The sequence below is a fragment of the Bacillus sp. BC08 genome, from assembly GCF_054326875.1.
On the sequence record NZ_JBTGPA010000037.1, the window covers coordinates 1 to 22,646 of the forward strand.

Annotated in this window: 21 protein-coding genes; 14 read left to right on the forward strand and 7 right to left on the reverse strand. The window is 34.9% G+C overall.

The annotated features are described in order from the left end of the window. On the reverse strand, positions 1 to 667 hold a 667-nt coding region (locus tag ACXVYO_RS23640; RefSeq protein WP_458468639.1), incomplete at its 3' end, for a collagen-like repeat preface domain-containing protein. Between the two features lie 242 nt (positions 668 to 909). After that, the gene (locus tag ACXVYO_RS23645) at positions 910 to 2,181 is read right to left on the reverse strand and encodes an ATP-binding protein (RefSeq protein WP_458468640.1); all 1,272 of its coding nucleotides are present in this window, start codon (positions 2,179 to 2,181) and stop codon (positions 910 to 912) included. Positions 2,182 to 2,341: 160 nt separating this feature from the next. Between ACXVYO_RS23645 and ACXVYO_RS23650 the strand changes: the two genes are divergently transcribed. After that, positions 2,342 to 3,187: a DUF72 domain-containing protein gene (locus ACXVYO_RS23650; protein ID WP_073517741.1), complete on the forward strand. Its 846-nt coding sequence runs from the start codon at positions 2,342 to 2,344 to the stop codon at positions 3,185 to 3,187. 295 nt (positions 3,188 to 3,482) lie between these two features. Here the strand turns inward: ACXVYO_RS23650 and ACXVYO_RS23655 are convergent, their stop codons facing one another. From ACXVYO_RS23655 to deoD, 4 genes are all read right to left on the reverse strand, one after another. Continuing rightward, a complete protein-coding gene (locus ACXVYO_RS23655) occupies positions 3,483 to 3,677 on the reverse strand; it encodes a DUF3924 domain-containing protein (RefSeq protein WP_001094861.1) in 195 nt (64 codons plus the stop codon). Between the two features lie 120 nt (positions 3,678 to 3,797). Then, positions 3,798 to 4,328 carry a tyrosine-type recombinase/integrase gene (locus tag ACXVYO_RS23660; RefSeq protein ID WP_000806236.1) on the reverse strand — a complete coding sequence of 177 codons (531 nt, stop codon included), beginning with the start codon at positions 4,326 to 4,328 and terminating at the stop codon, positions 3,798 to 3,800. A gap of 107 nt (positions 4,329 to 4,435) precedes the next feature. After that, positions 4,436 to 6,247 (reverse strand): sensor histidine kinase, encoded by a 1,812-nt coding sequence (locus ACXVYO_RS23665; RefSeq protein WP_458468641.1) that lies wholly within the window; start codon positions 6,245 to 6,247, stop codon positions 4,436 to 4,438. Between the two features lie 156 nt (positions 6,248 to 6,403). Continuing rightward, the gene (gene deoD / locus ACXVYO_RS23670; RefSeq protein ID WP_000110707.1) at positions 6,404 to 7,111 is read right to left on the reverse strand and encodes a purine-nucleoside phosphorylase; all 708 of its coding nucleotides are present in this window, start codon (positions 7,109 to 7,111) and stop codon (positions 6,404 to 6,406) included. Positions 7,112 to 7,286: 175 nt separating this feature from the next. Between deoD and ACXVYO_RS23675 the strand changes: the two genes are divergently transcribed. Beyond that, entirely contained in the window at positions 7,287 to 8,075 is a 789-nt protein-coding gene (locus tag ACXVYO_RS23675; RefSeq protein WP_458468642.1) for a hypothetical protein, read from the forward strand. Between the two features lie 4 nt (positions 8,076 to 8,079). On the opposite strand, the gene mprF is transcribed toward ACXVYO_RS23675, so the two are convergent. Continuing rightward, positions 8,080 to 10,662 carry a bifunctional lysylphosphatidylglycerol flippase/synthetase MprF gene (mprF, locus tag ACXVYO_RS23680; RefSeq protein ID WP_458468643.1) on the reverse strand — a complete coding sequence of 861 codons (2,583 nt, stop codon included), beginning with the start codon at positions 10,660 to 10,662 and terminating at the stop codon, positions 8,080 to 8,082. Between the two features lie 186 nt (positions 10,663 to 10,848). Here mprF and ACXVYO_RS23685 point away from each other — a divergent pair, with 186 nt between their 5' ends. The 12 genes from ACXVYO_RS23685 to resE all read left to right on the forward strand — a co-directional run bounded on the left by ACXVYO_RS23685 (position 10,849) and on the right by resE (position 22,623). Further along, on the forward strand, positions 10,849 to 11,238 hold the full coding sequence (locus tag ACXVYO_RS23685) for a hypothetical protein (protein WP_073517745.1): 390 nt from the start codon (positions 10,849 to 10,851) through the stop codon (positions 11,236 to 11,238). Between the two features lie 22 nt (positions 11,239 to 11,260). After that, complete coding sequence (locus ACXVYO_RS23690) at positions 11,261 to 11,752, forward strand: YpuI family protein (protein ID WP_073517746.1); 492 nt, start codon at positions 11,261 to 11,263, stop codon at positions 11,750 to 11,752. 105 nt (positions 11,753 to 11,857) lie between these two features. Next, positions 11,858 to 12,772, forward strand: coding sequence for a superoxide dismutase (locus ACXVYO_RS23695; RefSeq protein WP_000082672.1), 915 nt, complete (start codon positions 11,858 to 11,860; stop codon positions 12,770 to 12,772). A gap of 264 nt (positions 12,773 to 13,036) precedes the next feature. Further along, positions 13,037 to 14,161, forward strand: a complete 1,125-nt coding sequence (gene dacB, locus ACXVYO_RS23700; RefSeq protein ID WP_458468644.1) for a D-alanyl-D-alanine carboxypeptidase DacB — start codon at positions 13,037 to 13,039, stop codon at positions 14,159 to 14,161. Next, positions 14,154 to 14,750, forward strand: a complete 597-nt coding sequence (spmA, locus tag ACXVYO_RS23705; protein WP_000247806.1) for a spore maturation protein SpmA — start codon at positions 14,154 to 14,156, stop codon at positions 14,748 to 14,750. The genes dacB and spmA overlap by 8 nt, the downstream gene beginning before the upstream one ends. Then, positions 14,747 to 15,277 carry a spore maturation protein SpmB gene (gene spmB / locus ACXVYO_RS23710; protein WP_000029511.1) on the forward strand — a complete coding sequence of 177 codons (531 nt, stop codon included), beginning with the start codon at positions 14,747 to 14,749 and terminating at the stop codon, positions 15,275 to 15,277. The genes spmA and spmB overlap by 4 nt, the downstream gene beginning before the upstream one ends. Positions 15,278 to 15,566: 289 nt before the next feature. Continuing rightward, the gene (rluB, locus tag ACXVYO_RS23715) at positions 15,567 to 16,295 is read left to right on the forward strand and encodes a 23S rRNA pseudouridine(2605) synthase RluB (protein WP_000440552.1); all 729 of its coding nucleotides are present in this window, start codon (positions 15,567 to 15,569) and stop codon (positions 16,293 to 16,295) included. Between the two features lie 93 nt (positions 16,296 to 16,388). Then, a complete protein-coding gene (gene resA / locus ACXVYO_RS23720) occupies positions 16,389 to 16,910 on the forward strand; it encodes a thiol-disulfide oxidoreductase ResA (protein WP_000742206.1) in 522 nt (173 codons plus the stop codon). A gap of 121 nt (positions 16,911 to 17,031) precedes the next feature. Then, positions 17,032 to 18,657, forward strand: coding sequence for a cytochrome c biogenesis protein ResB (resB, locus tag ACXVYO_RS23725; protein ID WP_073517749.1), 1,626 nt, complete (start codon positions 17,032 to 17,034; stop codon positions 18,655 to 18,657). Between the two features lie 14 nt (positions 18,658 to 18,671). After that, complete coding sequence (gene resC, locus ACXVYO_RS23730) at positions 18,672 to 19,829, forward strand: cytochrome c biogenesis protein ResC (RefSeq protein WP_458468645.1); 1,158 nt, start codon at positions 18,672 to 18,674, stop codon at positions 19,827 to 19,829. A 302-nt stretch (positions 19,830 to 20,131) separates the two neighbouring features. After that, positions 20,132 to 20,848 carry a DNA-binding response regulator ResD gene (gene resD / locus ACXVYO_RS23735; protein WP_000426862.1) on the forward strand — a complete coding sequence of 239 codons (717 nt, stop codon included), beginning with the start codon at positions 20,132 to 20,134 and terminating at the stop codon, positions 20,846 to 20,848. Next, positions 20,848 to 22,623, forward strand: coding sequence for a sensor histidine kinase ResE (gene resE / locus ACXVYO_RS23740; protein WP_458468646.1), 1,776 nt, complete (start codon positions 20,848 to 20,850; stop codon positions 22,621 to 22,623). Before resD ends, resE begins: the two co-directional genes overlap by 1 nt. Positions 22,624 to 22,646: the final 23 nt, after the last annotated feature.

The window sequence follows — 22,646 nt, forward strand, 5'->3', positions numbered from 1 at the left end:
GAGCACCAGCCGGTCCTTGAGCACCAGCCGGTCCTTGAGCACCAGCCGGTCCTTGAGCACCAGCCGGTCCTTGAGCACCAGCCGGTCCTTGAGCACCAGCCGGTCCTTGAGCACCAGTAGCACCTTGAGCGCCAGCTGGTCCTTGAGCACCAGTAGCGCCTGTTGCGCCAGCCGGTCCTTGAGGTCCAGTAGCACCTGTTGTTCCTCCTCCAAGGCAACCTGATCCGTATTGAACTAGGATAGTTTGGATCTCTGTTATGAGTTTAACTAGTTTGTCGATCGTACAACAATCTACTTTGAATAACTTAGCGATATACAATAAATAATTAAGCAAGCTTTGTAGCTCAACATACAATGCTCCGCATGAGAAAGGTTTTGTTTTTAAAATAGTTAATAGATTAGCGATAATAGAATTTCCAATTTGTTTTTGTGCTGGAGATAAATCTAAGCAATTGAGGAATTTTTGTAGGTTATTTAGGGCAGCAATCAAGTTATCGATATTATTTTGAGAAGGGTTTTGAAAGACAGCTTGAATAGCTTGGCCAAGAGCTTGAAGAAGTTTAACAAATTCTGTAAGTTCGGACTTAGAGATGTTAATATAACTACAAGCTCTGACTTCGCAACAATCATTACCATAAAATACTTTTCCTTTATTTTTATTGTTCATCTTTTCATTCCTGTCTTTCATAGAATCAATAGTCGTTACTATATATTAAAATGAAATTTATACTAAATTCGTGATGGACAAACTACCATTTCTAAAAAAATAAGAAATTGGCCCTCTTAGCAAAAATAAGTAAGATAAAGAGAAGGTTTATATAATGTAAAGACGAAAAGTTCAACATAAAAAACTGCATGCTAATTGTTAGGAGTGTCTAACAATTAGCATGCAGTTTGTGGAGGAGTACCTCATTTAAATTCATTTAATCTTTCAAGAGTTGTTTTAGGTAAAATTGGAATTGAAATAGTGAAAGTTGTACCATCTTGATTACTGGTCATTTTTAATGTACCGTTATGATTTTGAATAATTTTCTTCGTTACTGACAAGCCCAGTCCTGTGCCCGAATCTTTTGTTGAGAAGAATGGATCAAAGATATATTCTTGAATGGCTGGTGGAATACCAAGTCCATTATCAGTGAAAGTAATACGAACAAAATTATCAAGGCGATAACTAGTAATTTGGATAGAAAGTTTCTTTTCGCCTTGAGCATCGACAGCGTTCTGAAATAGGTTTAAAAAAACTTGCACAAGTTCATGACGATCAATATGGACTAATATATCGTCTAATTCGGTAGAAAAATTATAATCAATTGAAATGTTATGTAAGAAGACTTCACTAGCTAGTAACTGTTGAATATATTCACGTAAAAATGTATTAATAGGAAACGGTTCTCTTGTAAATTCGCGTGTTTTTGAAATAGATAAAAATTTTGTAATAATACTATTTGCACGGTCTAATTCAGGAATAAGTAAGTTTTTAAATAATTCTTTATTAGATGGAGAAACGCTTTCTTGTAAAAATTGTAAGTAACCCCGTACGGTTGTAAGAGGATTACGTACTTCATGTGCAATCCCAGCTGCAATTCGCCCTGCTAACGAAAATTTCTCTGCATCACGTTCTGTGTTTAAATAATGAAAGACACTAATAACTCTAAAAATCTCTCCGTTATAATCACGAATAATTCGGTTATTTAAAATGCCATAGTTTTTGTCTAATACTTCTTCATTATATATTTCTGTTCCCGTTCTTAAGGTTTCAAGAGCTTTAATTTTTTCTTCTGGTAATTTTAGTAATTGTTGAATTGGCTTTCCGATTATATCATTTCGTACTACACCAAAATCATCTGCTGCAGCTTGATTACATAAAGTTATATTGCCTTTACTATCAACAAAGGTTACATGATGTGAAAAAGCATCAAAAATATGAACAAAGTATGTTTCAAGTTGTTTAAATAAAAATAATGAATCACAAGTAAGTTGAAATTCAGCCTCTTTATTTTCTCTTTTTATGTTTTGAATGGAATGAGTCGTTCTCGTTTTCTTTATTTGTAAACCAATATGTGGATTTTTGTATGTGAAATGATGTGGTAATTGATTTACAAGTTCTTCATAAAAACGTACTTTATTTTCTAATTCTTCTATTCGTTTTTCATGAGATACAATATCATCGTTTGGAAGCATAAATAAATAACCCCTCAATTTAAAAATTCTTCCATCTAGTATATCATATTTTTATACGGATACTCTTAAAGAAGGGGCTACTTAATGAAATTGATTAGTCGAAGTGTTCGGGAAGTGAGTAGAATGGATAGAAGGTGAAGTTAAAAAGGGAGGGATATATTTGCTTTTCATTGGAGTGACAGGGTGGGGAGATCATGATTCTTTATATATAGATCCCTATGAAAATAGAAATAAATTACGAACATATAGTGAGCATTTTCCTATTGTGGAAGTGGATAGTTCATTTTATGCGATGCAACCTGCGCGAAACTATACAAAATGGGCAACGGAGACACCGAAAGATTTTTCTTTTGTCGTAAAAGCATATCAAGGGATGACAGGACATATGAAAGGTGAAATTCCGTTTTCTACGTTCGACGAGATGTTTGATGTGTATAAACAATCTATTCTTCCTTTAATAGAAGCTAATAAATTAAAAATGATTTTATTTCAATATCCACCATGGTTTGATTGTAAAAAGAAAAATGTAGATTTTCTTCGATATACGAAAGAAAAAATGGAAGGTTTGCCGTGTGCCATAGAATTTCGAAATCAAACATGGTTTTATCCAGAAATGAGAGATAAGACTTTACGGTTTTTGGAACAGGAGAAATGGATTCATACAATTTGTGACGAGCCACAGGCGGGGATAGGTTCGGTACCGCTCGTTTTAGAAGTAACGAATGCAGAGATGGTGTTAATACGTTTTCATGGTCGGAATGTTCATGGCTGGCTTGATAAAGGAGAAAATTGGAGAGCGGTTCGCTGCTTATATCGCTACAACAATAAAGAATTAGAAGAATGGGTAGAAAGACTAGAGCAATTAAAAAAGAAGACAAAGGACATATATGTACTATTTAACAATAATTCGGGCGGAGATGCAGCGGATAATGCGAAACAGCTTATGAAAATGATGAATATTACATATGGTGAGCCGAAGCCTGAGCAATTAAATTTGTTTGAATGATAATAAACAAGAAAGGCACTGTACAAACAGGGGGAATGTACAGTGCCTTTCTATATGAAAAAGAGGGGTAACAATGTTACTGAGCGTTTGGTTGATTCATCAATTGTTGGCTTCGTAATAAATGATAATGGTTATCATTATCATTGTCAATAGTTTTCGGAAAAATAAATAAAAAACTTTTTATGAGACAGTAACAGTAGGGAGATTCCTAATAAAAAGCTTGGCTGAAGCAAAGAAGTTTTTCGGGGGAAAATGCTAGTAAACTCCTGATAAAGTATCAAAAAAAGAACAGCAATTAATGCTGTTCTTTTCCAGTAACGAATTGTTGTAAATCAAAAGGAGTTATCGCTTGGATAAACTCTTTTGAGATAAGTGTTTGAACAAGAGTACTCTCAGAAATGGAAGCACCTGTTTTCTTTTCATAAGCTTGTTTTAATAAATCCAGTTTTTCAGCCGTTTCTTTCGGTAATTCAATTGTTAATGTGTTCATAATTTCTCCCCCTTATTATTAGAGTACCACTACAATATAGGAGAGACAAGAAAAGAGAGTGTGAAACATAAAAAAGGTTACCATTTATAAAATGGTAACCTTTTTTATGTATAAGAGTTATTAAGCAATACCGATATACTTTAAAGTTTTTGATGGAGTACTATGATCAAAGAAGTGTTGTAAAAATGCGATATCAACACCTGATTTGTATGCACAATATCCCCAAGTTTTTCGAAGTGTATGTGAGCTAATCCCTTCTAATCCAACTTCTTTTGCAGCTTTGTTTAAAATGTACCATGCATGTTGTCTCGTAATAGATTTTGTTCCTTTTTGAGACTTTAATAATGGTTCATTACGTTTCCAAGTTTTACGTTCTTTCATGTAGTCTTCGATCGCGTGCTGTAAGTCTTCATTTACAGCAAACCATTTATGTTTCTTTACTTTTTCATTGTAAAATAAAATGGAATGGCGAACATTTTCATTTTCATCGATTACATCACTAACTTTTAATTGTAAGATTTCACTTACTTTTAAGCCAGAATTTACAGCTAATACGAATAATAAGCCATCACGTTTCGAAGATTGTAAAAGTATATTTTTGATAGTTTCTAATTGTTTTTCATTTTGAATAGGTTGTCCTGCTTGTTTCATTTCACGCACTCTCCTCTTTTATGTGTGTAAAGGAAAGGATTAACTTGTTTCCTACTATAAAGGGAGAGTGTGAATTTCATGTGAACTCCTAGTGAAATTAAGACAAATTATTTGACTTCTTTTACTTTTTGTAAATTAAAGTAGAATACAACGCTATTAGTCGTGTTATATACACCGTACTCGGCATGGTGGAGGTCTAAAATGTTTTTTACAATAGATAACCCGAGACCGGTTCCTCCAGTATGACGGCTACGAGATGCATCTAATCGGTAGAAACGATCCCAAATTTTTTCAAGACTTTCTTCAGGGATAGGGTTTCCTGTGTTTTCGATTTCGACCTTTACTGTATCATCCTTTTCTATAACGGAGACTTGTATTTTTTCTCCATCTGGCGTATAGCGAATTGCATTGCTAAGCAAGTTCACAACCACTTGCTCAATACGACTACGATTCGCTTTCACAAATATAGAAGAGTCTACATTTATGTTCACTTGTAAATGCTTTTCCTCCATGCTAAATAATAACTTTGTATAGACTTGTTGAATTAATTCACCGATTGAGAATGTTGTCATATCTAGTTTGTACGTACCAGATTCTAGTTTTGCTAATTCTAACATTTCAACAATAAGTCTATTCATGTTTTCTGTTTCTTCTAAAATAACATCTGTATAATATGTCGTATCTTTACTAACGCCATCTTTAATTCCTTCTGCGAAACTTCTAATTACACTAAGTGGTGTTTTTAATTCATGTGATACACCAGAAATGAATTCTTTTCGCGTTTTTTCCAATTGACGTTCACGTTCAATATCTTGTTGTAATTTGGTATTGGCAACATTTAATCGATCAATTCGGTCTTTTAAGTTTACAGATAACGTATTAATACTGCCGGAAAGCCCACCAATTTCATCGTCTGCTGTTACAGGTAATTTCTCGCTAAAATCAAAATTGGCCATTTTTTTTGTAACACGATTAATTTTAATCAATGGTTTCACAATGATTTTTGAGTAGTAGAAAGATAATAAAATAATTACGAGAAATACGATGATTAAGGCATAGACATAATAATCCTTTAAAACGAGCATTGCTTCATTAACAGGTTGCAAAGATGCTATCGCAAAAGCGTATTCTGTAATTTTTCCGTTTTCCATAATAGGTTTTACAAAGATACTATTTTTTATATTCTCTCCGCCATCTAGTATATAAGTGTTTAATTGCTGTGAGTTAGCAGTGCCATTTCTAATAATTTCTGCAAAATATTGAACGGCTTGTAATGTTTCAATATCATTTGCAAGACGAACCTCGGCTTTTGATGGAAGCTGCAATTTAGAGATAATACCAGTAAACTCAATTTGAGTTGGAGTTTTGTATCGACTTGTAAGTCTATTTTTAGAAGGGTTGCCATTAATGGATTGAAAATCTGAGTTGGCATTTTCGTTTTGCCATCGATTATAATTCGTTGTTAATTCTAATGGTGTTATTGTTTTTTCTCGTACAAAACCGACGACGTTTATCACTCCATCTTTTTTTAATCCTAAATTTTCGAATTTATTATATTCTTCGGGCGTTAAAACATTATTGAGTGGAATGTAATATGTTTCATTATTTTTAGGATTAATTACATCAATGTAGTAATTGGTGTCACTTTTAATAATGCCATTAGAATCTAAAAATTGCATTTCAGCATTTGTTTTATCATGAAATTCTTGTTTTAGATTTCTAATCTCCTCATAACTTTTACCACTTTTTTCGTAATTATCTACGAACTTCTCAAAAGCAGTTTGAACGTTTTTTACCTTTTTATTAATATAAAATTTCTCTAAAAATAGAGATTGTCCTAGGAAAAAAAGGAGGAATATGATTGTAAATAATGTTGATGTTAATAAAAATAGTTTAAAGACGATACTTCTGTTTTTCACTGTGTCACCTCTTGTGAGAAATACTGTAAATGATTTCTTTATTATAACAAACGTTGCCAAAAAGTAGAGGAGAAAATCTGTCTCTTCCGAAAGTAGTTTTTTATAAAAGGTCACATAAAAAGAACTCGACAGACGTATGACGAGTTCTTTAATGTATTATTGTTGAATTGCTGCATCTAAAGCGATTTCAATCATTTCGTTAAATGTAGTTTGACGCTCTTCAGATGTTGTTTCTTCACCAGTGAAGATGTGGTCACTTACTGTTAATACAGATAACGCATTTACACCGTATTTCGCTGCTAATGTGTAAAGAGCAGTTGTTTCCATTTCTACTGCTAGTACACCGTAATCTCCAAGTTTTTTAACCATGTCCATGCTTTCGCGGTAAAATACATCTGCTGTTAAAACGTTACCAACACGAACGTGTAAGCCTTTTTCAGTTCCAGCATCGTAAGCTTTCTTTAAAAGGTCAAAGTTTGCAGCTGGTGCAAAATCAAAACCTGGGAATGTTAAACGGTTCATATTAGAATCCGTACAAGCTGTCATTGCAATAATAACGTCACGTACTTTTACGTCTTTTTGAATCGCACCGCAAGTTCCAACGCGAATTAAGTTTTTAACTCCGTAGCTTTGGATTAATTCGTTTACATAAATAGAAATAGAAGGAACACCCATACCTGTACCTTGAACAGATACACGTTTTCCTTTATAAGTTCCAGTGAAACCTAACATACCACGTACGTTATTATAGCAAGTAACGTCCTCTAAAAATGTTTCAGCAATATATTTTGCACGTAATGGATCACCAGGTAATAGAATAGATTCAGCAATTTCGCCTTGTTTTGCTTCAATATGTACACTCATGAAAAGTCCTCCTTATAATGTATTGATAGAAATCAATATCATTTGCATTATACACTATCAATCCTTTCAATTAAAATCTTTTAATTATTTGTAATATGTGCAAAGCAGGAGGATTTCATAAATCATAATCTAGAATATATATGTAAGAAGTTTTGTATGAATAGAGACAATAAAAATGGTAGGTGATGTTTTGAAAAATCTTGTCATTGGACTTGTTGCTTTGCTTTTTATTGTAGTAGGCGGATTTTACATAAAGAAGTATCAGGAAACTACAGAAACTGTAGGTGATGTTCAGGAAGTAAAATGGGATGTGTCAAATGGAAAAGGAAATGAGAAAGTAGATATTTCGTTTCAATTACTAAATAATAAAAATAACGAAGTTCGTGGTGTGAATGATCAAATTCGGGCAGTTATTGTAGATGGACAATTAAAACATGTACAACAAATGAAACCTACATTTGCAGGGAATGGATCATATAAGGTTTCTTCAAAAATAGTGAAAGATGAAGGGTATACAATATTTTTATATGAAGACAAAAATAAGTCTGTGAAATCATTTGCGAAGAAAGATTTTGGGAGAGAAATAGAGGAGAAAAATAAGAAAAAAGTAAAATTTCCAATCGATAGTGTGCTTACAAAAAAAATAGGGGAGTATGAAGTTTCTCTATTATTTGGTGCCTTGCATCCGAATGAACCAGCGACGTTAACATTTCAATTCCAAGCGAAAAAGGGTGAGAAATTGAAATTACATTCAGAGAGAGGAGAATTAGAGGCGCTCTATATCGTGGACGAAACGAGAGAAAACTTTTTATATGCAATACCTGTTGATACAGATGAGCAATTGCAATATCGTATTACATTTCCTGTAGAAGGAACGTATAAAATATGGGGAGATTTCTATATAAATGGTAAGAAATATGAAAAAGAATTTATTGTACAAGTTCAAAAAAGAAAAAACAGCTAAATGCTTAGCTGTTTTTTCTTTTTCCTATTAACTTTGTTACAGAGAGCATTGTAATTGGTAAAGAATGATTCTTTCTAAATGCTAAATATTTACCACTCCATGCTGGTTTATATTTTTCTTTAAAATGTCGTAACCCGCTGAAACTATACGTATAACGAACATTATTAAAGATGGCAGCAGCAACCCGTTCAGACCAGAAAGATTGTGTTGATAAACCTACATTTGAAAGTGGTGCCATACCAATATTAAAGGAATGGTATTCATTTTCTTTTGCCCACTGGAATAGGTGGATGAAAATTGCATCCATAATGCCGCTAGGCGCATCTGGATAATAGCGCATTAAATCAACAGACAATGATCCGTCTTGATATACGGGCATAAAGGTCGTGAATGCGATGATTTTTCCATCCGCATCAGATAATGTAGCGATAGGTGCTCGGCTAATATATTCACGATCAAAGTATCCGAGTGAAAAGCCTTTCTCTTTTTTACCGCCGAGCCACGCCTCTGAAACTTTTTTTAACTCTTCATAAAGTTCATCTGAGAATGGTGGCTGGTGAATAGAGAATGTATAGCCTTCTCTTTCAAAGCGGTTGAAAGTCGCTCGCATACCGGCGCGTTTTTTACCTGTTATTGTAAATGTATTTAAATCAACGACAGCTTCTTCACCAAGCTTAAAGAAGTTATAACCAAAATCATGATATAAACTCATCCATTTACTTTCGATTTGGTAGAATACACAAATGTATCCAAATCGATCAGCCTCAGCTAAAAACTCTTGTAACACAGTACGATAGGAGGAAGGGTCCCCAATTGGGTCACCTAGCACAACAAGACGTTTTCCCGTTATAGAGAAAAGAAGGAGTGCTTTCCCATCACTACTGAAGAAGAATTGTTTATCTCCTAAAAACCCCAAATGACTAAGTACATTTCCGTCATGTTCATCTAAGAAGTTTTGCAATCTTTTATCATTCGCTGGTTGCCCGGGAAATTCATTTCGATAACGGTTGGCAATGAGTGAGCCAATCAGTAAAAAAGTAGGAACGAAAAAGGCAGCTGCTAATGCACTTCGTTTCACTTGTGTAATATTACGAACGACAAAATCAGGTTTAAAGGCTTCTTTTGCACCTGCAAATAAAATACCTAAGTTTTTATATAAATATAAAGTTATAAGTAGGAATATAAAAACTTTTACCATATCAGAAAGTGAGACTTCCATTTTCTCGCGTACAAATCTTTTACGAAGCATATATAATACAGCGAGTACGATTAATAAAATAAACGTTTCTTCAATATCAATTCCTTTTAGCGTATTAAAGATTGCTGCTCCGATTAAAGAAATAATCGTCATATAGTAAGAACGTTTTGTTCCATAATATATGCCTCGTGAAAGGATTAGCAGGAGAATACCAAATGTTAGTGATAAGCTAAAAGAAAATTGAATAAGAGGTTTTGGAGCTAGAATATGTAAGGCGTGTGCTCTGTTTATACTTGTTGGTAGAATGGTCGATAAAATAACCATTAGTCCAGCAAATACTGTTAAGGCAGCAGATGCCCATGAACCTAATTTTCCTAGAAAATCACGCTGCAAAGTCCATATAACACCAGTTGTTTCTAATGCAGGCGCAATAAAAGGTTTATCTTCAAACTTTTTAATGGCCACGCCTGTCATTTCAAAAGCTGCAAAAATAAGACCAAGGCAGAAAGGTAAAATGTAATAGACGAGGCGATATAATAACATAGCAGGTAGTAATACGCCAGTATCAATGCCATACTGTCCGAGTCCAGTTAAAAAGACAAGATCAAATGAACCAAGGCCACCAGGCACAAGACTTACAACGCCAGCTAAAGCAGCAATTACATACACACCTAAAAACTTTTGAAATTCGATATCGATACCAAATAATATTAATATGACGTACATAACAATACCAGCAGATACCCACTCGACTAATGAAACTAATGAGTATAAAACAGTCGGGTTTTTCTCTTCTAATTCTTCTTGTCCTTCGGTTTGGTTTGTTTTTCTATTTTTAAGTTTAGAAAAGCCGATATATATAGGGACGAAAAGAGCGAAAAAGATAAGAACAGGCCATAGCCAAGGTTTTTCATGCAAAATAAAACTTGTGTCTAATATTCCAATAAGACCAAGGAATGAAAGAATGGCTAATCCGTTAATAAAAGCAGTTGTCATCCAGGCGATACTTTTAATAAGTTTGCCATTTTCTTTTATGTATGGACGATAAAGCATTGTGCGTACGCCAGCTCCAACGAGACCACCAAATCCAATAAATCCATTTAAAGTATTAGCAATCCATGAGATACGGAAAATCTTTTGGACTGGTATATCAGCTTTTAAATAACGAAGCATAACATAGTCATAAAAGAACATTGTTGATACGGCAAATGCGCCAAGTGTAATTGCTAAAAAGACTCCTCCGGTTGGAATGTTTTTAATTGTATTGATTGCTTCTAAAAAAGAAATGCCTGCTAATTCTTTTTTTGCTTGAAAGAATACAATTGTTAATACAACAAATGGGAAGATAATTTTCCCGATTTGTAAGAAACGTTTCCATGAAAACGACATAAATACAACTCTCCTTGTATAAGAAAACTGAGACAATAATATTATTATGACAAACTTCAAGAAAAATAAAAAGGTAAATTCCTGTATAGGGAAGCTATTTTTTATAAGGATTATATTTAAAAGAGTATTTCGTTTGTCAGAAAATTAAGTTAAAATGAATTTGAAGAAGGAAGAGAGGGGAAGTAGATGATTATAATAGGTTATGCGGGATATGAGTTAGAGAAAGCAAAGCCTAATACATCAGAAGATTTCTTTAATAGATCTGAAGTAACATATATATTAAATAATAAAGAGAGAACTTTTTCTGTTTTATACGTTCGATATTTTGAAGAAGTTTTACAAGAAATTACTCCTTTTGAAGGAAATCCAGTATATAAAGTAGAAGAACAAGACATATATTTACGGGATATTGTAGCGATATGTTGTTTACTGAAAGAGAATGAGCTCCGTACGCAAAAACGTTTGTATGTAAATAATATAGAAGAATTCCAACAATATTTTGATGAGGGCACAGTGGTGAAAGTACAAGAAATATTGGCTGAATTACATAAAAATAAAAGAGTAGAAATAGCGTGAAATGGCAAAGGAGAGGGAAAAAATGTCTAATCTGATGGTTGAAAATCAAACAGAACAAGTTTCTATGTTTTTAGAAGATGTTATTACACTGATAACCAATTATGTAAATTATCATACGTTACCTTCTTTATTAGAAGAAACGCCAGCAGGTAACGAGCAATATTATAAAGGGTTATTAGCATCAATGAGACGTCTTCTCGTTTTTTGTGAAGAAGGACATGATGCATGTTTTGTTTTGTTAAATAGCCAGCCATTTCGAAAAACAGCAGCTGAAAAAATTTTATATAAAATTTATCATCAAGTAATTGCAGAGTTTTTCTCACCAAAGAGTGATCATTGGTATGAAAATAGTCGGTCTGCCTATACAGGGAAAAACTCCATCGTTTTTCAACAAACGCCACCAGCGTCTGTTGAGCAAATGATGAAGAGTTTAGAAGGTAAATTTCAATTGATGCGTGAAGAACTAGAATATTATGAGACGGATTACCAAACAAAGATGTTACACAAATATTAATTGCGAAAAAGAAGCTAAGGGAACTTAGCTTCTTTTCCTTTTGTAAAGTTATATAAGGGATTTCCTTTGAATATATTTATGGGGATAGCATTAAGGAGGTGTAACATGAGTCAGCAAGGTGTATTTACAGATTACTTTCATGAAGTAGAAAGTTGGTGTGAAAGTGTTCTTCACGTATTAGATAGCCGTGCAATGGAAGTGTATGATGTCCATATGCTTGCTTATAAAATTCAAACGTTATTAGATCGTATGAAAGAGCATGAGTATGATACAGATGCAGAGTTTATGTATGAGATAAGTGATGATGTAGAACATATTCAGCATCATTTGCAGGAAGTATTCGTGCAAGGAGAAGAGGAATATGAACTATATGAAAGAGGGGATAGTGAACGAGCTGTTCCAATTGGAGGGCACACACTTCCACCATTACCTTATCCGTATAATGCGTTAGAACCTTATATTTCTAGAGAAATTATGATGTTACACCATGATAAACATCATCGCAGTTACGTGGAAGGATTAAATAAGGCAGAGAAGATGATGGAAGAAGCAAGAAAAACGAATCAGTTTGATTTAATTAAGCATTGGGAAAGAGAAGCGGCCTTTCATGGATCGGGTCATTACTTACACACGATATTTTGGAATAACATGAAAAAAGATGGTGGCGGAAGTCCAAGAGGGGCTCTTTCACAACAGATTGAACAAGATTTTGGGAGTTTTTTACGTTTTCAAAAGCATTTCACAGAAGCAGCTTCTAAAGTGGAAGGATCAGGGTGGGCGATTCTCGTTTGGGTGCCAAGATCTGGAAGGTTAGAAATTTTGCAGAGTACACTTCATCAATTATTTACACAATGGGATACGATACCGCTCCTCGTACTAGACGTGTGGGAACATGCGTATTATTTACAATACCAAAATCGAAAAGATGAATATATTAAAAACTGGTGGAATGTTGTAAATTGGCCTGATGTCGAAAAAAGATTTGAAAGTGCGAAACAAATTGAATGGACACCGTATTAGACGCAGGTTTTCTGCGTCTTTTTTATCCCGCATTTAACGGGCAGTTGATCCCCCACCTCAAAATTCAGCGAAAGCAAAGAATTTAGGTGGGGGATCAACTGCCCGTAAAAGCCCGATTGGTTCAACTAATAATCAGTGGGGGATGAACAAAACCCCCACTGATTAAAGTTTCACTTTATTGGAAGGGGCAAGAAACTTTGTTCATATTTTAAAAGGCCAAGCATACACTTGTACAAAAAGTGCCAAAAGGACGTGGGGGGAAATATGAGACGAATTTGTGTAATAATCACGCTTCTTATTATGTGTGCAAGCGTTATGCCAATTCCTACATATGCAAAGATGAACAGTAATGTCAGTGCTCGAAATGCTGTATTAATGGAACAACATTCAGGTCGTGTATTATACGGGAAAGCAGAACATGAGTCACAAAAAATTGCTAGTATAACAAAAATTATGACAGCCTTGTTAGCTGCTGAATCAGGAAAAATGAAAGAAATGGTATCGGTTAGTAATGAAGCGGTGAGAGTGGAAGGCTCAGCAATTTATTTAAAGCCTGGACAGAAAGTGAACTTAGAGGATTTAGTATACGGACTCATGCTTAGATCTGGCAATGATGCAGCACAAGTAATTGCTGAAAATGTAGGAGGGAGTATAGAAGGGTTCGTATATTTAATGAATGAAAAGGCGAAACAAATTGGAATGAAAGATACGCACTTTTCAAACCCACATGGTTTGGATGGAGATGGATCCCATTATTCGTCGGCTTATGATATGGCACTTTTAACAAAATATGCAATGGGGAACGAAACCTTTAAGAAGATTTTTGGGACAAAAACGTATAAATCAGATTCATGGGATTATCCGTGGAAAAATAAACATAAACTTGTGACGTCGTATTATGAATTTGCAACAGGAGGAAAAACAGGTTTTACGAAGAAAGCAGGACGGACGCTTGTTACAACAGCATCAAAAGATGGACTAGATCTAATCGTCGTAACTTTGAGCGCTTCTAGCGATTGGGATGATCATATGAATTTATTTGATAAAGGTTTTGAACGTTTCAAGCAAACGAACGTTGTAGGACAAGGAGCTCTTACTGAAATAACTGAAAAGAAATATGCCAATCATGTTTATACGAAAAATAGTTTTGCGGTGCCATTAACTGAGCAAGAAAGAAAGGATGTCGTATTAAAAGTTGAACTTGATAAAAGTGCAAAACTTAAGGATGGCGTAAAGGTTGGGAAAACAGAAATTTATGTTGGCAATGAGAAAGTTGGAGAACGGAATTTATTTTATAGTAAACGAAAGTTAGTCGCTACGACGGGAATGTACTGGAATAATGTGAAAGAAATTTTTTCTCATATGATAGGTGTTGGGAGCGATGGTTAATCTTGTATGGGTAGCGATGGCAGTCATAGGGATTGTATATGCCATGATAAATGGAACGATGGAAGCAATAAATAAAGCCGTATTTGACGGGGCAAAAGATGCAGTAACAATTTGTATAGGACTGATTAGTGTTTTAGTATTTTGGCTCGGCTTAATGAAAATTGCAGAGGAAGCAGGATTGTTAAAAAAGTTAGTGTCACTTTTTATGCCGATTGTAAAAAGATTGTTTCCAGAAATACCGAAAGATCATCCGTCAATGGGATTTATTTTATCGAATATGATGGCGAATTTTTTTGGATTAGGGAATGCAGCGACCCCTCTTGGTATTAAAGCGATGGAACAATTGAAAGAGTTAAATGGAGGGAAGGATTCGGCGAGCCGTTCTATGGTAACGTTTCTCGCGTTAAATACATCAGCGATTACGTTAATTCCTACTACTGTCATTTCGATTCGAATGACGTATGAATCAGCGAATCCTACTGAAATTGTTGGGGTAACATTCATTGCACAAGTACTCTCTATGATCGGAGCGATTTGGATTGACCGCTATTTTTACCGAAGAAGGAGTAGGAAGGGGCGGAAGAAATGAGTATTGTTAATACGATATCATTATGGGTAATCCCTTGTGTAATTGGTTTTATCCTTTTATATGGCACGATAAAGAAAGTGCCAACGTATGAATCGTTCGTTGAGGGAGGAAAAGAAGGAATTCAAATTGCAATCTCCATTTTACCGTTTATGGTTGGAATGCTCGTATCTATTTCTATATTTCGAGCTTCAGGTGCATTAGATGCGATGATATCAGTAATGAAGCCGATGTTAGATTTAATTCATGTCCCAGCAGAAATTGTTCCACTAGCACTTATACGCCCTATTTCAGGCTCTGCTGGTTTAAGTATTACGACCGATTTAATTGCCACATATGGGCCAGACTCATTTATTGGAAGATTGGCTTCTACGATGCAAGGGAGTACAGATACGACTTTTTATATTTTAACAGTATACTTCGGAGCTGTTGGAATTAGAAAAATGGGCGATGCATTAAAAGTAGGACTTTTTGCCGATTTGATCGGAATTATTTGTTCAATTGTGTTTGTTTCTTTAATGTTTAAGTAAGGCTATTCATTTTTTATGCTATTTCGCTTATAATACGTATACGACCACTATTAAGGTGTTGCTTAATAGTGGTTTTTTTATGTGGTATTTTTGACAAAATGATGAACTTTTATTGTGAGCAATATGAAGAATATGGACAATAATAAAAGGTAAAAACATGATTTGCCCTTTATATGTTTATTATCATCGCTATGTTGTTTAAGTAAGATGAAGCAAAAAGCCGTCAAGTGTATGCGGTTGCCAAGTCTTTCTAATGTAAGGTAAGATAAATTCGAGGTGAAAAAAAGAAATGGAACGATTACAAAAAGTGATTGCGCAAGCAGGTATTGCATCGAGAAGAAAGGCTGAGGAATTAATTCAGCAAGGAAAAGTAAAAGTAAATGGAAAAATAGTGAAGGAGTTAGGAACGAAAGTCACTCCTCAAGATAAAGTAGAAGTAAATAACATCCCTCTTGAAAAAGAAGAACCTGTTTATTTTTTACTATATAAACCAACTGGCGTAATTTCAAGTGTATCAGATGATAAAGGAAGAAGTGTTGTAACAGACTTTTTCCCTGAAATTAGACAACGTTTATTCCCAATCGGCCGCTTAGATTATGATACGTCTGGCGTATTATTGATGACAAATGATGGGGAATTTGCAAATGTATTAATGCATCCGAGATATAAAGTTGAAAAAACGTATGTTGCAAAAATTAAAGGGCCATTAACAGGTGAGAAAATTCGCATGTTAGAACGAGGTGTTGCATTAGAAGATGGGAAGACAGCACCAGCACAAGTGAAAATTATTTCTTGGGACAAGCGTAAAGAGACTGCGATTGTACAATTAACGATTCATGAAGGTCGTAATCGTCAAGTACGCCGCATGTTTGAAGCGTTAGATTGTAAAGTAGTGAAACTAAAGCGTGAACGCTACGCCTTTTTAGAAGTGGGTAGCTTGCGCCCTGGTGATGCTAGAGAATTGTCACCACATGAGGTGAAACAATTACGTGCATTGGCTTCTACAAAGCCACGCTAATCGATAGTGTGAAACTTTCACCAGTGGAATGCTCCGCTGGTGATTTATTAAAAATACATATATTTATCACTCGTCGAAGAGAGGGGAGACAATATGAAGAAAAATCGCTTATTATTTCGCGTTATTATTCTGCTCATTTTAAGCGGTGCTGTAGGATTTACACTTTATCAAGGATTCTTTGCTGATAAGGAGAAAATGCAAATCGGAAAAGAAGCACCTAACTTTGTTGTGACAGATTTAGAAGGAAAGAAAATTGAACTAAAAGATTTAAAGGGAAAAGGTGTATTTTTAAACTTTTGGGGCACTTGGTGTAAACCGTGTGAAAAAGAAATGCCGTATATGAATGAATTATATCCAAAGTATAAAGAAAAAGGCGTTGAAATCATCGCGTTAGATGCAGATGAAACAGATATTGCTGTTAAGAACTTTGTGAATCAATATGGTTTGAAATTCCCGGTTGCCATTGACAAAGGACAAAAAATTATAGGGACATATGGAGTAGGACCATTACCGACAAGTTTTTTGATTGATAAAGATGGAAAAGTAGTGGAGCAAATTATAGGTGAACAAACGAAAGAACAGTTAGAAGGATATTTAAAGAAAATTACTCCGTAATAAAGAAAGCCTTTACATACGAGGTGCATTCATATAGTGCCTCTGGTTTAAAAATTCTGAGTATTGCGGTAACTTGAGGTTAGAATATACAATAGTACATATAGATACAGGGGCGGTGAGAGTGTTGAAAGAAATTAAGTGTGAATGTGGACATGTTAATCCAATAGGAACTGTTTTTTGTGAAGCATGTGGGAAACCATTTGAAAGCAATGAAAATATAAAACTATTGGATATGCGCTATGAGGGGAGTGCTCGGAGATCTCTCACGCAAACAAAAACGATAGTCGATAAAATTTGGAGCTTTTTCTCTTCTGTAAAAGTGGGTGTATGGCTCATTGTAATTACTTTAGCTGCATCGGCGATTGGAACTATTTTTCCGCAAGAAATGTACATAACTCCAGGGATTGCACCAGCTGAATATTATAAGCAAGAATATGGATTTTTAGGGCAATTATACTATCAATTAGGATTTAATAATTTATACGGTTCGTGGTGGTATATGATTTTAATTGCTTCAATTGGTATTTCACTTGTGATATGCAGTTTAGATCGTGTCATTCCGCTTTATAAAGCTTTAAAGAAGCAAGGGGTGAAAAGACACCCTAGCTTTTTAAAGAGACAAAGATTATACGGCACTGGTACACCGCAAGATGGTGATTTGGAAAAAATCCAAATGAATTTAAAGAAAACGAACTATAACGTGAAAGTGGAAGACGGTAACATTTTAGCTGAAAAGGGACGGTTTTCACGCTGGGGTCCATATGTGAATCATATCGGTCTCATTATCTTTTTATTTGGTGCAATGCTCCGTTTTTTACCGAGTATGTACGTAGATGAAGCGCTTTGGTTACGTGATGGTGAAACGAAAGAAATACCTGGAACGGATGGGCAATACTATTTAAAAAACGAGAAGTTTATAAAGGAAGTTTATGATAAAAGTAAGGACAAGGAAGTTTTTGATGAAGCGATTGATCGTGTAGGTGATAAGATGATTGCGAAAAATTTCCAAACGAATGCTGTATTGTATAAAGCAGTCGGCGAAAATATAGCAGGACAAAAACCAAAATTAGAAAAAGTAAAAGAAGCGGAAATTCGAGTAAATGAGCCAATGAAATTTGATCAATTTGCTGTTTATCAAGTGGATTACAAAGAAAGTGAATTTAAAAGCATGTCATTCCATTTGCAAAACAAAGAAAATAATCAAAAGTGGGGACCGATTAAAGTTGATTTAACGAATCCTACAGAAAAATATGATTTAGGAAACGGTTATTCTTTAGAACTATTAAGCTATTTCCCTGATTTTTATTTTGATGAGAGTGGAAGACCAAATACAAAAACGAAATTACCAAACAACCCTGCATTTGTGTTTAAAATGTTTACGCCTGAAACACCAGATGGTGAAGTGAGTTTTGTTGGTATTCAGCAAAATATAGAACCCGATGGAAATAATAAATATAAAATGTCGTTTGCAGGTGTGGAAATGCAAAATGCAACAGCACTTACTGTAAGGAAAGATTTAACGCTTTGGATTCTCGGTATTGGAGGATTTATATTTATGGTTGGTGTCATTCAAGGGATGTATTGGAATCATCGCCGTATTTGGATACAACGCGTTAATGATGAATGGTGGATTGCAGGACATACGAATAAAAATTGGTTTGGTTTAAAGAAAGATATTGAAAGAGTACTAGAAGGTACAATAATTCCGCAGCCAAGCGATAAAGTAGTAGATAAAAAAATTAGTTAAGGTGGGGAAACGATATGGTGCAAATAAGTAGTAACTTTCTCTTTACCGCATTTATTTTATATTTAATTGCAACTCTATTTTTCGGGGGGGCAATTAAAGAAAAAGGTCATAAATGGGCAAATATAGGAATAACGATTACAATTTTAGGATTTATTGCACAAACAGTATATTTTGTTACAAGATGGATTGCATCAGGGCATGCACCAGTTAGTAACTTTTTTGAATTCGGTACATTTTTCGGCATGATGCTTGTCGGAGCATTTATTGTCATGTATTTTATGTATCGCGTAAGTATAATCGGACTCTTTGCATTACCAGTTGCACTTTTATTAATTGCCTATGCAAGTATGTTTCCGAGGGAAATATCTCCGCTTATTCCTTCTTTAAAAAGTAATTGGTTACATATTCACGTGACGACTGCAGCAGCAGGACAAGCAATTTTAGCAATTAGTTTTATTACGGGCGTTATGTATTTATTGAAGAATGTAGATCAATCAACGAGAAGTAAACGTACATTTTGGTTAGAAGCGGTCGTGTTCACACTTGTTTGTACAGTTGGATTTATTGGAGTAACAACGGTATTTTCTAGTATGAAATATGAAGCGAAATTTCAATGGATTGATAAAAATGAACAACAAGTGGAGATGAAGTACAACCTTCCTGCTTTAGTTGGACCGCATGAAGGGAAGTTATTGACAGAAAATAAATTAGAGCCGACAGTTGAAGTTCCAGCGATTGTAAATGCGAAAAAATTAAATACTGTAATTTGGTCTGTGTTAGTCGGAACGTTACTTTATATTGTATTAAGACTTGTTTTACGGAAACGAGTATCAGCGGCGCTTCAGCCGTTAGTAAAGAATACGAATAGTGACTTACTAGATGAAATCGGATATCGATCTATTGCAATTGGATTCCCAGTTTTCACATTAGGTGCATTAATTTTTGCGATGATTTGGGCACAAATAGCGTGGACACGTTTTTGGGGCTGGGATCCAAAAGAAGTTTGGGCGCTTATTACTTGGCTCTTTTATGCGGCGGTATTACATTTACGTTTATCAAAAGGGTGGCATGGAGAGAAGTCAGCGTGGTTAGCGGTAATTGGTTTTGCAATCATTATGTTTAACTTTATTGTAGTAAACTTAATTATCGCGGGTTTACATTCATACGCATAGAGAAATAAAATAGGAGAGTGAATGTCACTTTCCTATTTTATTTTTGTCAACTTTTCTTCTTTTTTGAGAAAAACATGACAAAGTAGCGGTTGATTTTGTAAAATGATGTCGAGGACATTATATACTGTTCAAAAAAAATACATAGTTTTGGAAAAAAATTGAACAAACTTTATTATTCTTGTGAAGCATAATATGGGAAGCGAAACATTTAGAAGATTGCTTAAATAAACGAGAATAGCGCAACATAATAGTGTAGAAGGGTAGGTGTAAACCGTTGTCGTAAAAGTACGCAACGGGTAAAAATGGAAAATGAATCAAGAATTTTAATTGTAGACGATGAGGATCGTATTCGTCGTTTGTTGAAAATGTATTTAGAAAGAGAACAATACACAATTGAAGAAGCGGATAATGGTGATACAGCTTTAGAAATGGCGTTACAAAATGATTACGATTTAATCCTATTAGATCTTATGATGCCTGGTAAAGATGGTATTGAAGTGTGTAAAGGGGTTCGTGAGAAGAAAGCGACGCCAATTATTATGTTGACAGCAAAAGGTGAAGAAGTAAACCGAGTACAGGGGTTTGAGGTAGGCACAGATGATTATATTGTGAAACCATTTAGCCCACGTGAAGTAGTGCTTCGTGTGAAAGCGGTCTTACGCCGTTCTGTACCAACAACATTCTTTACACAAGATACAACGACAAAAGATGTTACTGTGTTCCCTCATTTAACGATTGATAATGATGCACACCGTGTTACAGCAGATGGTAATGAGGTGAACTTAACGCCGAAAGAGTACGAATTACTATTATTCTTAGCGAAAGCGCCTGATAAAGTATTTGATCGTGAGCAATTGTTAAAAGAAGTATGGCAATATGAATTCTTCGGAGATTTACGTACAGTTGATACGCATGTAAAGCGTTTACGTGAGAAGTTAAGCAAAAAATCACCAGATGCTGCGAAGATGATTGTTACTGTTTGGGGCGTAGGTTACAAGTTTGAGGTTGTGAACGACTGATGCTTTGGAGAAGTGTAGTAGGGAAGTTATGGATGACCATATTACTTCTCGTTTCGTTTGTGCTTGGATTTGTTGCGATTTTACTTTCACAGTTTTTTAGAACATATTATGTTGATATGAGTGAAGCTAGGCTTCAAAAAGTTGCAACAAGTATTACGGAGTTAATTGAAGAAGGCGCCGATGTAAAAACGATTGAGAATATCGCGTACAAATTCTCTGATCCACTTTCACGGATTATTATTGTAGAAGATGGTAAAGAAATTTCTTCTTCGCCGAAACAAGTAGGGTTAGTCACTCTTACAATGGATAATTTGAAAGAAGATAAAGAATTAGCGGCTGTTTTTATAGACAAAAAAGAAATTAGGAATAACATAAAAAAAGATTCTAATAGTAGAAAAAACAAAAATACTGAAAATGATATTATAATTGTCGGAAAACCGGTGCAATCAAAAAATCAAAGTGCAGTGTTCGTATATGAATCTTTACAAATGCCAATACAAAATATGGAGAAAACGACTGATTTTATATTCTTATCAGCAGGGATTGCGATTATATTAACAACTTTCTTTGCATTCTTCTTATCTACTCGAATTACAGCACCACTCCGCAAAATGCGTGAGGTTGCTTTTGAGGTGGCGCGTGGGAAGTTTGATGCGAAAGCTCCTATGGTATCTCAGGACGAGATTGGTGAGCTTGCAACGGCCTTAAATCAAATGGGGAAACAGTTGAAGTTTAATATGAATGCTCTGCAGCAAGAAAAAGAACAGTTAGCTAGTATTTTAAGTAGTATGGCAGATGGGGTTATTACGTTAAATCAAGAAGGTGAAGTCGTTGTAATCAATCCACCGGCTGAACATTTCTTACAAGTTTGGCAAGAAGAAAAAGAAATAGAGCTCAGTAAAAAGCTACCTTCTGAACTTGTTGAACTATTCCATCTCGTTGTAGAAAGTGAACAACAACAAGTGGTTGAAATTAACTTACAAAAAGGGAATTATGTAGTTCTTATGACGCCGCTTTACAACCAAACGAAAATTCGTGGCGCTGTAGCTGTATTACGTGATATGACGGAAGAACGCCGTCTTGAGAAGATGCGTCAAGACTTTATTGCGAACGTATCACATGAACTCCGTACACCGATGGTAATGCTTCAAGGGTATAGTGAAGCGATTTTAGATGATATTGTGCAAACGAAAGAAGAAATTAATGAGTTTGTTCAAATCATTTATGATGAATCTGTTCGTTTAGGTAAACTTGTAAATGAACTATTAGATTTAGCGCGTATGGAAAGTGGTAATGTAGAGTTACATATAGGTGAAGTTGATATTCATCCTTTCGTTGAAAAAATAGGTCGTAAATTCCAAGGGATTGCAAAGGATAAAGAAGTCGCATTAACGGTTGATTTCCAAAATTCAATTGAGCAATACCCATTTGATGCAGATCGTATGGAACAAGTATTGACGAATTTAATTGATAACGCAATTCGTCATACGAATGCAGGTGGCCATGTAACGCTTATAATTGATACGAAAAATAATGGTCTTATTTTTGAAGTACAAGATTCGGGCGCTGGCATTCCAGAAGAAGATATTCCATTTTTATTCGATCGTTTCTACAAAGCTGATAAAGCCAGAACACGTGGAAAAAAAGTTGGAACAGGGCTTGGGCTTGCGATTGCAAAAAATATTGTACAAGGCCATGATGGCAAAATTGCTGTTTCAAGTGTTGTTGGAGAGGGAACTACATTCTCTGTATATTTACCGAATCGTATAATTTAGATATGCGTTTTTAAAGTTGATAA